This is a genomic window from Leclercia sp. Marseille-Q4284 (assembly GCF_916618945.1).
Lineage (GTDB): Bacteria > Pseudomonadota > Gammaproteobacteria > Enterobacterales > Enterobacteriaceae > Enterobacter > Enterobacter tamurae.
On the sequence record NZ_CAKAKG010000001.1, the window covers coordinates 1,417,295 to 1,430,856 of the forward strand.

Sequence of the window (13,562 nt, forward strand, 5' to 3'; positions counted from 1 at the left end):
GTTTACCCTCTTGCCGCAAGTGCGGTCACTCGATCGTAGGCTGCGCCAGAGCGCAACACGTCCATCACTTTTTGCGCGTTTTTATGGAGATCTTCTTCGCCGTGCAGACGCATCAGCATGGCGACGTTAGCGGCCACAGCGGCCTCATGCGCAGGCTCACCTTTACCTTGTAACAGGCGCGTCAGAATGTCACGGTTTTCTTCCGGGGTGCCGCCTGCCAGCTGCTCCTGGTGATATGGCGTCAAGCCAAAGTCCGCGGCTTCAAGCTGATAGCTTTTGATTTCACCGTTATCAAGCTCTGCCACCAGAGTCGGCGCATGCAGGGAGACTTCATCCATCCCGCCGCTGTGCACCACCGCGGCGCGCTGATATCCGAGCACGCGCAGGGTTTCGGCAATCGGCAGCACCAGCTCCGGGCTGTAGACGCCAATCAGCGCTAACGGCGGATGGGCCGGGTTGATCAGCGGGCCCAGCACGTTAAACAGGGTGCGGGTTTTCAGCTGCTGGCGCACCGGCATCGCGTGACGGAATCCGGTGTGATACTTAGGCGCGAACAGGAAGCAGACGCCCAGCTCGTCCAGCGCATCGCGGGACTTCTCGGCGTTCATGTCCAGATTGATGCCGAAGGCGGCCAGCAGATCCGACGATCCGGAACGGCTGGAGACGCTGCGGTTCCCGTGTTTTGCCACCTTCATCCCGCAGGCCGCCGCCACAAAGGCACTGGCGGTGGAGATGTTGATACTGTTGCTGCCGTCGCCGCCGGTACCGACGATGTCCGCAAACAGGTAGTCCGGACGCGGGAACGGGGCGGCGTTTTCCAGCAGGGCGGTGGCGGCACCGGCGATCTCCTGCGGCTGCTCACCGCGCACTTTCATGCTTACCAGCGCGGCGGCCAGCTGCTCGGGCTTCAGCTCGCCGCGTACTACGGCGGAGAATAGCTGGTGGCTCTCCTGCTGGCTCAGGGTCTGCGCCTGATAGAGTTTTTCCAGAATCGGCTGCAGGCTGTTGGTCTGCTCCAGCTTCTGCAGCGCCCAGTTGAGGGTCTGCTCCAGCAGGCGCGCGCCTTGCGAGGTCAGAATGGATTCCGGGTGGAACTGCATGCCACAAACCCGGTCTGCATCGTGACGCACCGCCATTACCATCCCGTTGTAGTGGGCGTTGATGGTCAGGCCTGCCGGGATATTGCTGCCTACCAGCGAGTGATAGCGCGCCACCGGCAACGGATTCATCAGCCCGGCAAACATCGCCTGGCCGTCATGTTCAATACTGGAGGCTTTGCCGTGCAGGATCTCACCGGCCTGACCGACGTAACCGCCGTAGGCCTCGACAATCGCCTGGTGGCCGAGACAGATGCCAATGATCGGCAGCTTGCCGCGCATGCGGGTTAACAGTTCCGGCATACAGCCCGCTTCACTTGGCGCACCCGGGCCCGGGGAGAGCATCAGCACCGGGTTCTGCATGGTGGCCAGACGGTCGATTAAGGTCTGAGCCGGAACATGGTTACGGTAAATCACCACGTTGTGACCGTTTGCACGCAGCTGATCCGCCAGGTTGTAGGTAAATGAGTCGATATTATCGAGCAGCAGAATGTCAGCCATCAGAAAATCTCCTGTGCGTGATGGGCAGTCGCAATTGCGCGCAGTACCGCGCGGGCCTTATTGCGGGTTTCGTCAGCTTCAGACTGCGGAACCGAGTCGAGCACAATGCCTGCGCCCGCCTGGACAGTAGCGATCCCTTCTTCAACGTAAGCAGAGCGGATCACGATGCAGGTATCCAGATCGCCATGTGCCGTGAAGTAACCCACTGCACCGCCGTAGCTGCCGCGACGTCGACCTTCGGCCTGGGCGATAAGCTGCATGGCGCGGACTTTCGGCGCGCCGCTCAGGGTGCCCATGTTCATGCAGGCCCGGTAGGCGTGCAGCACATCGAGATCCTGACGCAGTTCGCCCACCACGCGGGAGACCAGGTGCATCACGAAGGAGTAACGGTCAACTTTGGTCAAATCGGCCACGTAACGGCTGCCTGGGGTACAGATGCGCGCCAGGTCGTTACGCGCCAGGTCCACCAGCATCAGGTGCTCGGACATCTCTTTCTGGTCGGTACGCATCTCCAGCTCAATGCGGCTGTCGAGATCGCGATCCAGAGAACCGTCGGCGCGGCGACCACGCGGGCGGGTTCCGGCAATCGGATAGATTTCAATCTGACGGCTGGTGGCGTCGTACTTCAGGGAGCTCTCCGGCGAGGCGCCGAACAGCGTGAAATCGTTATCCTGCATAAAGAACATGTACGGGCTGGGGTTGCTCTTCTTCAGCACGTCGTAGGCCGCCAGCGGGGACGGGCATGGCAGGGAGAAGCGACGGGACGGCACTACCTGGAAAATCTCGCCAGCGCGAATCGCTTTCTGCATCTGACGCACCACCACGCCAAACTCATCGTCCGTCTGGCTGACATCACAACGCATCTGCTCCACCCGCTGCACCGGCAACTCCGGTGGCGCTTCATTCATCTGCTCCTGCAGCTGGGCAATGCGCTGCTCCAGTCGCTGTTTCTCCGCCAGTAATGGCGTAAACAGGCTGGCCTGAATGCGGGTGTATTTTTTCTGGTGGTCGATCACCAGTAAGGTTTCTGCCAGATAGAAGCAGTAGTCCGGGCAGCGGTTGCCCTGTTCAAGCTCCGGCAGCTCCTCAAAACCGGCAACCAGGTCATAAGCAAACAGCCCGCCGAAGAACATCGCTTCGCGCTCATGTTCCGGCACGTTCACCAGCCCCTGCAGCAGACGGAAGGCATCAAACACCGACAGCGAGCAGAGGCGGGCATCTTCGTCCAGCAACTGGCTCACCGGCGGGAAGTGCAGGATGCGCTGGTCCGGGCGATGTTCATTCTCGATGCCTGCTGGCAGCACGCCATCCAACAAACAGAGCAGCGCCGCGCCGTTTTCGGAGAGCGCCTGCAGGGTGACGGTGTCGCCCAGAGCGGTTATACGCAGCGCGCTGTCGACCAGCAGCAGGCTTTTCAGATCGTCCTTACTGTCGATATCCGCAGACTCCAACAGCAGCGTGGCAGGGCGCGCGCCGCAGACCTGATGGAACAGAGCGGTTGGGTTGTGGCGATACGCCGCCTCACGGGTCAGCAGTTCAAGGGTCGGTTTGGCTCTATGCATTTTGTTGTTCTCTTTATTCTGTTCATAAAAAAGCCCGCTCAGTGGCGGGCCAGGTATCTGTTTGCATGATGCAGACGTACGACACTGCCCGATTATCAGGAAGTGCGCCACCAGCCATGCAGAGTGAAATGTGCGGTCATTTTCAGATACCTCGTTGAGTGAACTTGCGTACTAGTTAACTAGTTCGATGGCGTAATGTCAACCCCCCGATTTCAGAATTTCACCACATAACGTTATTATAGCGGCGCAGATATTGAAGATGAGTGACGGGAGCCGCTTTGAGCGACACGAATTACGCAGTGATTTACGATTTACACAGCCACACTCAGGCCTCTGACGGCCTGCTTACGCCCGAAGAACTCGTCCATCGCGCCCATGAGATGCGCGTCGGCACGCTGGCGATCACCGATCACGATACCACCGAGGCCATTGCGGCCGCGCGGGCGGAAATTGCCCGCAGTGAATTGCCGCTTACACTCATAGCAGGCGTGGAAATTTCCACCGTCTGGGAAAACCATGAGATCCATATCGTCGGGCTGAACATCGACATTGAGAACCCGACCCTGCGTGCGTTCTTGGACCAGCAGAAGGCGCGTCGCATTCTGCGGGCAGAACTGATCGCCGAGCGGCTGGATAAAGCCCACATCCCCGGCGCCTGGGAAGGGGCGCTGCGTCTGGCCAAAGGCGGTGCGGTAACCCGGGCACACTTTGCCCGTTTTCTGGTTGAGGCCGGGAAGGCGAATAACATTGCGGATGTGTTTAAAAAATATCTCGCACGGGGGAAAACCGGATACGTTCCTCCCCAGTGGTGTACAATAGAACAAGCTATTGATGTCATTCATCATTCTGGCGGAAAGGCGGTGCTTGCCCATCCCGGGCGGTATAACCTCTCTGCCAAATGGCTGAAACGTCTGCTGGCGTACTTTGCCGAACACGGCGGAGACGCGATGGAAGTCGCGCAGTGTCAGCAGGCGCCCAACGAGCGCAGTCAACTGGCTGAGTATGCCCGCCAGTACGGCCTCCTTGGCTCCCAGGGCTCTGATTTCCATCAGCCTTGCCCGTGGATCGAGCTGGGACGCAAGCTCTGGTTACCCGGTGGCGTCGAGCCAGTGTGGCAACTCTGGGAGCAGCCAACGCCAATTGAGGAGAGGGAAGTATGAGCCAATTTTTTTATATCCATCCTGACAATCCGCAGCCGCGTTTGATTAATCAGGCCGTGGAGATCGTGCGTAAGGGCGGCGTTATCGTCTACCCAACCGATTCAGGTTACGCTTTGGGCTGTAAGATTGAAGACAAAGGCGCGATGGAGCGCATTTGCCGGATCCGCCACATCCCGAACGGGCACAACTTTACCCTGATGTGTCGCGATCTGTCGGAGCTGTCGACCTACTCCTACGTGGATAACGTGGCGTTTCGGTTGATCAAAAATAACACCCCGGGCAACTACACCTTTATCCTCAAAGGGACAAAAGAGGTGCCGCGTCGCCTGCTGCAGGAAAAACGCAAAACTATCGGGATGCGCGTGCCATCGAACCCGATTGCCCAGGCGCTGCTCGAGACGTTGGGTGAGCCGATGCTGTCGACCTCACTGATGCTGCCAGGCAGCGACTTTACCGAATCCGATCCGGATGAGATCAAAGATCGTCTGGAGAAACAGGTGGATTTGGTTATTCACGGCGGCTATCTCGGCCAGCAGCCGACAACGGTTGTCGATTTAACGGAAGATGCCCCGGTAGTACTGCGTGAAGGGGTAGGGGACGTTAAGCCTTTCCTGTAATGGTGTAGTTTCCTTTCTTATGGGGCCATTTTATTAGCTTATATAATGGCCCTGTTATTAACGCTTCGTTTCTTCCCCTTTGTAGTGAAAATCTTATTATTATCTGAAAACTATTCTTTTGTCGGAATAGTCTCACAATGTATGAATATGCGGATGTACGATAAAAGAATACATATTTACTGATAAAGCAGGTTATCTATGGCGTTACAAGGAACGTTAATTCTGAACGGGGCAGACTATGCGCCTTTTAATCTGTACGGCGTAGGTGTGTTTATGGCGCACTCGGGATTAGGAGCATATCGGAACAATATGAATTGTGCTGCTATTGCAAAACTAGGGCCGATCCCTCCCGGAAAATATTGGATTGTTGATCGCAAAGAAGGCAACTTCTTGTCTCAGAAAATGACGGAAACACACGATGAGGCGAATAGACTTTTTGGTCGTCGCGCCTTTGGCAAATCGGATTGGTTTGCATTATGGCGCGATGATTGGGGAATCGACGATGACACATGGATTGAAGGTGTCAAACGCGGCAACTTCCGGCTACATCCTGGTACAGTTTCAAAAGGCTGCATAACCATAGCCAATAATTCTGACTTTGCGATGATCCGTAATGCGCTTATGAGCACGCCACTTATACAGGTTCCCTGTATGCGGGCTTTGATGGCGCGGGGATGGGTGGAGGTGGTCGATGGCGGTTATACTAAAAAAACTTGCGCGTAAAACAGGTAAATTTATTTATTTCATCATTCTGTTGATTTGTATAGCCCACAGCCTTCCATATGCAGAGTTATATATTAATGAAAGTTTTGCAACAAGATGGGCGCTGTTTTTCTATGGAAAGGAAGACGCAGAAGCCATGTATGATGCTTTTACCGATATTGATTTTTCTATAATGCTATTAATAGCATTCCCTATGTATATTTTAACAATGAAGTTAATTAAAAAAATAAGGAGAAAATAAAATGCCAATCCCTCCGTATATGTGGTTGAAAGACGATGGCGGCGCAGATATTAAAGGATCTGTTGACGTTGAGGATCGCGAAGGAAGCATAGAGATAATAGGGTTAAGCCACGGGATAAACCTGCCTGTAGACAGTGCTAACGGTAAAATCACCGGGACACGCCAGCACTCATCCATGATGATTGAAAAGGAAGTGGATAGCTCTACACCCTACCTTTATAAAGCAGCATCTACAGGTCAGACGCTGAAAAGTGCAGAGATTAAGTTTTATCACATTAACGATGCCGGACAAGAAGTCTGCTATTACACGGTGTTGATGGAAAATGTAAAGATTACTGGCGTTAACTGCGCTGTACCTAACGTTAAATTATCGGGAAACGATAAAATGAACCACGTAGAAAGCATCAGTATCCAATATGAGAAAATCACCTGGCGCATAGTGGATGGCAACATTCAGCATACCGACGCCTGGAACGAGCGCCCTACAGCATAACGAAATCTGACGGCCCCATCTGTACGAGAGAGCCGATCCGTTGGGTTTGCTTCAGGTTATCCATGCCAGAACGCTGCTGCACAAAACTTGTTGAATCATTTAGTCTAAAATTCATGTAGTATGTGCGGCCATGAATCACTATGTGCGGCACCTTGCCCGCCATTTTGTGTGCTATGAAAGAGTTATAGATCAGCGAGTTAAGCTCTTTTTGGGCCTGACTCGTTGTTTTCGAAAGTATACCAGACGCCTGTGAAGGCGACACCTGAAGGAAGCTCAATGAGCGAGAAATTACAGAAAGTGCTGGCCCGCGCCGGCCACGGCTCACGCCGTGAAATCGAAACCATTATCGAAGCAGGTCGTGTCAGTGTGGACGGTAAAATCGCCACCTTGGGCGATCGTGTTGAAATCGTGCCAGGCTTGAAAATCCGTATCGATGGTCACCTGATCTCGGTAAAAGAGTCTGCCGAGCAAATTTGCCGCGTGCTGGCGTACTACAAACCAGAAGGCGAGCTCTGTACCCGTAACGATCCTGAAGGCCGTCCGACTGTGTTCGACCGCCTGCCAAAACTGCGCGGTGCGCGTTGGATTGCTGTAGGCCGTCTGGACGTCAACACCTGCGGTCTGCTGCTGTTCACCACCGATGGCGAACTGGCAAACCGTCTGATGCACCCAAGCCGTGAAGTGGAGCGTGAATACGCGGTTCGCGTGTTTGGCGAAGTCGACGAGAACAAGATCCGCGATCTGTCGCGCGGCGTGCAGCTTGAAGATGGCCCGGCCGCCTTCAAAACCATCAAATTTACCGGTGGTGAAGGCATTAACCAGTGGTACAACGTAACCCTGACCGAAGGCCGTAACCGCGAGGTGCGTCGCCTGTGGGAAGCCGTTGGTGTGCAGGTTAGCCGTCTGATCCGTGTACGCTACGGTGACATCCTGCTGCCGAAAGGGCTGCCGCGCGGCGGCTATACCGAGCTGGATTTAACCCAGACTAACTATCTGCGCGAACTGGTGTCACTGACGCCGGAAACCACCTCGAAAGTTGCGGTAGAAAAAGATCGTCGTCGCATGAAAGCAAATCAGATTCGTCGGGCGGTCAAACGTCACAGCCAGGTCAGCAGCAATCGCCGCTCTGGCAGCCGTAACAACCACGGCTAAAAAAATAAAACCCGGCATCGCCGGGTTTTTTCTTAATAGTCGATACCGATTTGCGCTTTAATGCCGGCATCAAAGGCATGTTTGACCGGGCGTAACTCGCTGACCGTATCCGCCATCTCCAGAATATCCCGATGACAGCCGCGCCCGGTGACAATCACCGTCTGGTGTGTCGGACGGTTGTTCAGTGCCTCCACCACCTCCTGCAAAGGCAGGTAGTCGTAAGCCACCATATAGGTGATCTCATCCAGCAGCACCATGTTGAGCGTTGGATCGGCCAACATGCGCTTCGCCTGCTCCCAGACGCCCAGACAGGCCGCGGTGTCGGTGTCGCGGTTCTGGGTGTCCCAGGTAAACCCGGTCGCCATCACCTGAAACTCAACTCCGTGAGGCTCGAGCAGATTACGCTCGCCGTTCGGCCACTCTCCCTTGATGAACTGGATCACGCCTACCTTCTGCCCGTGACCCACGGCGCGGGTCGCGGTACCAAAGGCCGCGGTGGTTTTGCCTTTGCCGTTACCGGTGAAGACGATAATAATTCCGCGCTCATCCTGAGCGGCGGCAACGCGGGCATCAACCTGTTCTTTCAGGCGCTGCTGGCGCTGCTGATGACGTTCATCACTCATTGCGATATTCCTGGTTTACGGCCGGGTTGGGCATCAAAGGTCATACCGGTTTTGCGGCGACTGTCGTCGCCCATCAGCCACAGATAGAGCGGCATGATATCGGCCGGGGTTTTCAGTTTAAGCGGATCTTCACTCGGGAACGCACTGGCGCGCATCCCGGTGCGTGTGCCGCCGGGGTTGATGCAGTTCACGCGCAGGTGGCGGCTCTGATACTCCTCCGCCAGCACCTGCATCATCCCTTCAGTAGCAAATTTCGAGGCCGCATAAGCACCCCAGTTGGCGCGCCCCTGACGCCCGACGCTGGACGAGGTGAACACCAGCGAGCCGGAATCGGACTGCAGTAATAAAGGAAGGAGTGCCTGGGTAAGGAAAAAGGTGCCGTTGACATTCACCTGCATCACCTGCTGCCAGATCTCCGGGGTCTGCTGATCCATCGGGCGCACTTCACCGAGGAAACCCGCATTATGCAATACCCCGTCCAGACGCGGATAATCTGCGGCAATACGCCGGGCAAGCTGCTGGCACTCTTCTGGAGTGCAGGTTAACAGGTCGAGCGTATATTGGTGGGTCGGTGCGCCGCCCTCGCTGGCGATCGCTTGCGCAACGTCGCGCAGTTTATCTTCATTCCGCCCCAACAGAATGACGTGTGCGCCATGGCGGGCGTAAGTCAGCGCCGCCTCACGGCCAATACCGTCGCTGGCGCCGGTGACCAGGATGATACGGTTTTGCAGTAGATCTTTTTTGGGTTGATAGTGCAAAGTCACTCCTCTGGCGCGCGTTGGCGCGGCCCATGCTGTGCGGTCTCTTTTCGGCTTTATGCCCGAAAGTGAGCAGGATATCAATCAGTCATCCGGAGAGTTCACTGTAAAATTAACAATTTGCAAACATTTTTCCGTGAAATGCCAATTCCTGAAGACGCCTCGCAAGGGTATCGTCAGGTGCGAGACGCCTGGCGAAGGCTGTTGTACACTGGGTGTGAAAACAAGTGGTTAAACCAAGGTGGACGCGTGGAATTACTTTCTGAATACGGTTTATTTCTGGCCAAAATAGCAACGGTAGTGATTGCCATTGCGGTGGTCGCAGTTCTGATTGTCAACCTGACGCAGCGTAAACGTCAGCGCGGTGAGTTGCGGATCACCCGGTTAAGCGAGCAGTATACGGAGATGAAGGAAGAGATGTCGGTGGCGCTGCTTGACCCGCATCAACAAAAGCTGTGGCACAAAGCGCAGAAGAAAAAGCTCAAGCTTGACGCGAAAGCGGCAAAGCAGAAAGCAAAGCAGGAGCACCGCGCCGAGGTGTCAAAACCGCGGGTCTATGTGCTGGATTTCAAAGGCAGCATGGATGCGCATGAGGTCTCCTCCCTGCGCGAAGAGATCACCGCCGTGCTGGCAGTGGCCAGAACTGAAGACCAGGTTGTCCTGCGTCTTGAAAGCCCGGGTGGGGTGGTGCACGGCTACGGGCTGGCCTCCTCGCAGCTGCAACGCCTGCGTGACAAGCAGATCCCACTGACGGTGGCGGTAGATAAAGTTGCCGCCAGCGGTGGCTACATGATGGCCTGCGTGGCCGATAAAATCGTCGCTGCGCCTTTCTCTATTATTGGTTCGATTGGCGTAGTGGCGCAGATCCCCAACTTCAATCGTTTCCTGAAAAACAAAGATATTGACGTTGAGTTGCACACGGCGGGTCAGTACAAGCGCACCCTGACTCTGCTCGGTGAAAACACCGAGGAAGGGCGACAGAAGTTCCGTGAGGATCTTAACGACACGCACCTGCTGTTTAAAAGCTTTGTGAAGCAGATGCGTCCAACGCTTGATATCGAGCAGGTGGCGACCGGTGAACACTGGTACGGCACCCAGGCGCTGGAAAAAGGGCTGGTGGACCAGGTGGGGACCAGCGACGATCTGCTGCTGGGGCTGATGGAGGGCCGCGAGCTGGTAGGCGTGCGCTATATGCGACGGAAAAAGCTGATAGACCGTTTTACCAATAGCGCCGCAGAGAGTGCGGATCGTCTCCTGCTACGTTGGCTGCAGCGTGGACAAAAACCCCTGCTGTAAACAAAAACGCGAGGCCAGTGCCTCGCGTTTTGCTTCAATCGACCAGGTGATACTTTTCCGATAGCGCATGGGCCAGGTATTTAAACATGTTAAATACCGCCGTGCTGCGTGGGGTAGGTAGCCCCTGCTCATCGAGATAGTACTCGCCGCTGAACACCAGCACGCCATTACGCTGTTCCACACCCGTGGCTTCGATCCCTGCCAGAGTGTCTTCATGTTCACGAATGAGTTTATTTGCTTCGGCAAGTAACGTTGCGCGGTCAATTGGTTGGGTAGTTTGCTGCATTATCCCCTCCTTAAACAGTGATATTAGTCTACGCTGACGCGGTCCCGGGAGCAAATTTTCCCCGTTTTCGGGCATGCAGGGCAAGACGGACAGCGCTGGCGTGATTTGCTTTTGCATGCTAATAAAGTTGCGTAACGGATTTTATCAGGTAGAGTGTGCGCTTTCGTCATTCTGGCAATAGATTTGCTTGACATTCGACCTAAATCTCGTCGTGCAGTCACACCGGAGCGAGAAAAAGCCCGTAATCTCAACCACCTGGCTGAGGTCGTTTTTGGCGACTGGTCCGAATGGGGGTTGATATCCACTGATGACGTCGTTATATAGATGACTCGTCGCCAGTGGAAGGTGAACTCACGCGACGTATTCCTGGAAGAAACAAATTAGGTAAAGGTGAATATGGGTAAAGCTCTCGTTATCGTTGAGTCCCCGGCAAAAGCCAAAACGATCAATAAGTATCTGGGTAGTGACTACGTGGTTAAGTCCAGCGTCGGTCATATCCGCGATCTGCCGACCAGTGGCTCAGCCAAGAAGAGCGCCGACTCTACCTCCACCAAAGGGGCCAAAAAGCCTAAAAAGGATGAACGTAGCGCGCTCGTAAATCGCATGGGGGTTAACCCGTGGGATAACTGGCAGGCACAGTACGAAGTGCTGCCGGGTAAAGAGAAAGTCGTCTCCGAGCTGAAACAGCTGGCGGAAAAAGCCGACCACATCTATCTCGCAACCGACCTTGACCGCGAAGGGGAGGCCATTGCATGGCACCTGCGGGAAGTGATCGGGGGAGATGACACCCGCTACAGCCGCGTGGTGTTTAACGAAATTACGAAAAACGCGATCCGTCAGGCTTTTGAAAAGCCGGGCGAGCTGAACATCGATCGCGTTAATGCTCAGCAGGCGCGCCGCTTTATGGACCGCGTCGTGGGTTACATGGTCTCTCCACTGCTGTGGAAAAAGATTGCCCGTGGTCTGTCAGCGGGCCGCGTACAGTCTGTTGCCGTGCGTCTGGTGGTTGAGCGTGAACGCGAAATCAAAGCGTTTGTGCCAGAAGAGTTCTGGGAAATTGACGCCAGCGTGACCACGCCAGGCGGCGATACGCTGCCGCTGGAAGTGTCGCACCAGAACGATAAGCCGTTCCGCCCTGAAAACCGTGAGCAGACGATGGCTGCGGTTGCGGTGCTGGAAAAGGCCCGCTATCAGGTGCTGGATCGTGAAGACAAACCGACCAGCAGCAAGCCGGGCGCGCCGTTTATCACCTCCACGCTGCAGCAGGCGGCAAGTACCCGTCTGGGTTACGGCGTGAAGAAAACCATGATGATGGCTCAGCGTCTGTATGAAGCGGGTCACATTACCTATATGCGTACTGACTCCACCAACCTGAGCCAGGACGCAGTGAACATGGTGCGTGATTACATTGGCGATAACTTCGGTAAGAAGTATCTGCCGGAGAGCGCCAACCAGTACAACAGCAAAGAGAATTCACAGGAAGCGCACGAAGCGATTCGTCCTTCTGACGTTGCTGTGGTGGCGGAATCCCTCAAGGATATGGAAGCCGATGCGCAGAAGTTGTATCAGCTGATTTGGCGCCAGTTTGTCGCCTGCCAGATGACACCAGCGCAGTACGACTCCACCACCCTGACCGTTGGTGCGGGTGATTTCCGCCTGAAAGCGCGTGGCCGTATTCTGCGTTTCGATGGCTGGACCAAAGTGATGCCGGCGCTGCGTAAGGGTGATGAAGACAAAACCCTGCCAGCGGTCAACGCCGGGGATGAACTCTCTCTGGTTGAACTGACGCCAGCCCAGCACTTCACCAAGCCACCGGCTCGCTTCAGCGAAGCTTCGCTGGTGAAAGAGCTGGAAAAACGCGGCATCGGTCGCCCGTCTACCTATGCGTCGATCATTTCGACCATCCAGGATCGCGGCTATGTGCGTACGGAAAACCGCCGTTTCTATGCAGAGAAAATGGGTGAAATCGTAACCGATCGTCTGGAAGCTAACTTCCGCGAGCTGATGAATTACGACTTTACCGCGCAGATGGAAAACAGCCTGGACCAGGTGGCGAACCACGAAGCCGAGTGGAAGAAAGTGCTCGACAGCTTCTTCGGCGACTTCACCAACCAGCTGGAAAAAGCGGAAAAAGACCCTGAAGAGGGTGGCATGCAGCCGAACCAGATGGTGCTGACCAGCATCGACTGCCCGACCTGCGGCCGCAAGATGGGGATCCGTACCGCCACTACCGGCGTGTTCCTCGGCTGCTCAGGCTATGCTTTATCACCGAAAGAGCGCTGCAAAACCACCATCAACCTGGTGCCGGAAAACGAAGTGCTGAACGTGCTGGAAGGCGATGATGCGGAAACCAACGCATTACGCGCTAAGCGCCGCTGTAACAAGTGCGGCACAGCGATGGACAGCTACCTGATCGATCCGAAGCGTAAGCTGCACGTCTGTGGTAACAACCCGACCTGCGACGGTTACGAGATCGAAGAGGGCGAGTTCCGCATTAAGGGCTATGACGGTCCGATCGTGGAGTGTGAAAAATGTGGTTCTGAAATGCACCTGAAGATGGGGCGTTTTGGCAAGTACATGGCCTGTACCAACGACGACTGCAAAAACACGCGTAAGATCCTGCGTAACGGTGAAGTGGCACCGCCGAAGGAAGATCCGGTTCCTTTGCCGGAGCTGCCGTGCGAGAAGTCTGATGCCTACTTCGTCCTGCGTGACGGTGCCGCAGGCGTCTTCCTGGCGGCTAACACCTTCCCGAAATCACGTGAAACGCGTGCGCCGTTAGTGGAAGAGCTGTTCCGCTTCCGCGATCGCCTGGCAGAGAAGCTGCGCTATCTGGCCGATGCGCCACAGCAGGATCCTGAAGGCAACAAAACGGTTGTACGTTTTAGCCGTAAAACCAAGCAGCAGTATGTTGCTGCTGAAAAGGACGGTAAAGCCACCGGCTGGTCAGCATTTTATGTTGACGGCAAATGGGTTGAAGGCAAGAAATAAGCCTTAATTACCGCAACTTACCTGTAAAAGGGCCGGACATCCGGCCCTTTTTTATTGCCTGT

General features: G+C 55.3%; 14 protein-coding genes and 1 other annotated feature. Of the genes, 8 read left to right on the plus strand and 6 right to left on the minus strand.

From position 1 onward, the window contains the following. Window positions 1-2 precede the first annotated feature (2 nt). The 3 genes from trpD to trpL form a co-directional block, all read right to left on the minus strand. Window positions 3-1,598, minus strand: a complete 1,596-nt coding sequence (trpD, locus tag LG383_RS06605; protein WP_166182696.1) for a bifunctional anthranilate synthase glutamate amidotransferase component TrpG/anthranilate phosphoribosyltransferase TrpD — start codon at window positions 1,596-1,598, stop codon at window positions 3-5. Further along, complete coding sequence (locus LG383_RS06610) at window positions 1,598-3,160, minus strand: anthranilate synthase component 1 (protein ID WP_225758612.1); 1,563 nt, start codon at window positions 3,158-3,160, stop codon at window positions 1,598-1,600. Before LG383_RS06610 ends, trpD begins: the two co-directional genes overlap by 1 nt. 24 nt (window positions 3,161-3,184) lie before the next feature. Further along, window positions 3,185-3,279 (minus strand) — a sequence feature (Trp leader region). Continuing rightward, the gene (gene trpL, locus LG383_RS23005; protein ID WP_106993556.1) at window positions 3,256-3,300 is read right to left on the minus strand and encodes a trp operon leader peptide; all 45 of its coding nucleotides are present in this window, start codon (window positions 3,298-3,300) and stop codon (window positions 3,256-3,258) included. Its footprint overlaps the feature before it by 24 nt. A gap of 138 nt (window positions 3,301-3,438) precedes the next feature. Between trpL and rnm the strand changes: the two genes are divergently transcribed. The 6 genes from rnm to rluB all read left to right on the plus strand — a co-directional run bounded on the left by rnm (window position 3,439) and on the right by rluB (window position 7,546). Then, window positions 3,439-4,320 (plus strand): RNase AM, encoded by an 882-nt coding sequence (gene rnm, locus LG383_RS06620; protein WP_106993164.1) that lies wholly within the window; start codon window positions 3,439-3,441, stop codon window positions 4,318-4,320. Further along, window positions 4,317-4,937, plus strand: coding sequence for an L-threonylcarbamoyladenylate synthase (locus LG383_RS06625; RefSeq protein WP_166182694.1), 621 nt, complete (start codon window positions 4,317-4,319; stop codon window positions 4,935-4,937). The genes rnm and LG383_RS06625 overlap by 4 nt, the downstream gene beginning before the upstream one ends. Before the next feature lie 198 nt (window positions 4,938-5,135). Then, entirely contained in the window at window positions 5,136-5,660 is a 525-nt protein-coding gene (locus LG383_RS06630; RefSeq protein WP_225758613.1) for a DUF2778 domain-containing protein, read from the plus strand. Beyond that, window positions 5,629-5,901 carry a hypothetical protein gene (locus tag LG383_RS06635; RefSeq protein ID WP_225758614.1) on the plus strand — a complete coding sequence of 91 codons (273 nt, stop codon included), beginning with the start codon at window positions 5,629-5,631 and terminating at the stop codon, window positions 5,899-5,901. The genes LG383_RS06630 and LG383_RS06635 overlap by 32 nt, the downstream gene beginning before the upstream one ends. A 1-nt stretch (window position 5,902) precedes the next feature. After that, on the plus strand, window positions 5,903-6,394 hold the full coding sequence (locus LG383_RS06640; protein WP_106993160.1) for a type VI secretion system tube protein TssD: 492 nt from the start codon (window positions 5,903-5,905) through the stop codon (window positions 6,392-6,394). Between the two features lie 276 nt (window positions 6,395-6,670). After that, window positions 6,671-7,546 carry a 23S rRNA pseudouridine(2605) synthase RluB gene (rluB, locus tag LG383_RS06645; RefSeq protein ID WP_225758615.1) on the plus strand — a complete coding sequence of 292 codons (876 nt, stop codon included), beginning with the start codon at window positions 6,671-6,673 and terminating at the stop codon, window positions 7,544-7,546. A gap of 32 nt (window positions 7,547-7,578) precedes the next feature. On the opposite strand, the gene cobO is transcribed toward rluB, so the two are convergent. Together cobO and LG383_RS06655 are read right to left on the minus strand one after the other, a co-directional pair. Continuing rightward, complete coding sequence (cobO, locus tag LG383_RS06650) at window positions 7,579-8,169, minus strand: cob(I)yrinic acid a,c-diamide adenosyltransferase (RefSeq protein WP_225758616.1); 591 nt, start codon at window positions 8,167-8,169, stop codon at window positions 7,579-7,581. Continuing rightward, window positions 8,166-8,927 carry a YciK family oxidoreductase gene (locus LG383_RS06655; RefSeq protein WP_106993156.1) on the minus strand — a complete coding sequence of 254 codons (762 nt, stop codon included), beginning with the start codon at window positions 8,925-8,927 and terminating at the stop codon, window positions 8,166-8,168. The genes cobO and LG383_RS06655 overlap by 4 nt, the downstream gene beginning before the upstream one ends. 249 nt (window positions 8,928-9,176) lie before the next feature. Here LG383_RS06655 and sohB point away from each other — a divergent pair, with 249 nt between their 5' ends. Then, window positions 9,177-10,223: a protease SohB gene (gene sohB, locus LG383_RS06660; RefSeq protein WP_225758617.1), complete on the plus strand. Its 1,047-nt coding sequence runs from the start codon at window positions 9,177-9,179 to the stop codon at window positions 10,221-10,223. 34 nt (window positions 10,224-10,257) lie between these two features. Here sohB and LG383_RS06665 read toward each other — a convergent pair whose 3' ends face one another. Next, window positions 10,258-10,509: a YciN family protein gene (locus tag LG383_RS06665; protein ID WP_106993154.1), complete on the minus strand. Its 252-nt coding sequence runs from the start codon at window positions 10,507-10,509 to the stop codon at window positions 10,258-10,260. A gap of 396 nt (window positions 10,510-10,905) precedes the next feature. Between LG383_RS06665 and topA the strand changes: the two genes are divergently transcribed. Then, window positions 10,906-13,500: a type I DNA topoisomerase gene (gene topA / locus LG383_RS06670; protein ID WP_106993153.1), complete on the plus strand. Its 2,595-nt coding sequence runs from the start codon at window positions 10,906-10,908 to the stop codon at window positions 13,498-13,500. The last annotated feature ends 62 nt before the right edge of the window (window positions 13,501-13,562 follow it).

What these genes read in the sequence shown, in the direction of transcription:
- LG383_RS06610 (WP_225758612.1), bottom strand. Translation starts at nt 3,160, where the DNA reads ATGCATAGAGCCAAACCGACCCTTGAACTGCTGACCCGTGAGGCGGCG.
- LG383_RS06665 (WP_106993154.1), bottom strand. Translation starts at nt 10,509, where the DNA reads ATGCAGCAAACTACCCAACCAATTGACCGCGCAACGTTACTTGCCGAA.
- LG383_RS06630 (WP_225758613.1), top strand. Translation starts at nt 5,136, where the DNA reads ATGGCGTTACAAGGAACGTTAATTCTGAACGGGGCAGACTATGCGCCT.
- cobO (WP_225758616.1), bottom strand. Translation starts at nt 8,169, where the DNA reads ATGAGTGATGAACGTCATCAGCAGCGCCAGCAGCGCCTGAAAGAACAG.
- LG383_RS06635 (WP_225758614.1), top strand. Translation starts at nt 5,629, where the DNA reads ATGGCGGTTATACTAAAAAAACTTGCGCGTAAAACAGGTAAATTTATT.
- LG383_RS06640 (WP_106993160.1), top strand. Translation starts at nt 5,903, where the DNA reads ATGCCAATCCCTCCGTATATGTGGTTGAAAGACGATGGCGGCGCAGAT.
- LG383_RS06625 (WP_166182694.1), top strand. Translation starts at nt 4,317, where the DNA reads ATGAGCCAATTTTTTTATATCCATCCTGACAATCCGCAGCCGCGTTTG.
- rluB (WP_225758615.1), top strand. Translation starts at nt 6,671, where the DNA reads ATGAGCGAGAAATTACAGAAAGTGCTGGCCCGCGCCGGCCACGGCTCA.
- trpD (WP_166182696.1), bottom strand. Translation starts at nt 1,598, where the DNA reads ATGGCTGACATTCTGCTGCTCGATAATATCGACTCATTTACCTACAAC.
- topA (WP_106993153.1), top strand. Translation starts at nt 10,906, where the DNA reads ATGGGTAAAGCTCTCGTTATCGTTGAGTCCCCGGCAAAAGCCAAAACG.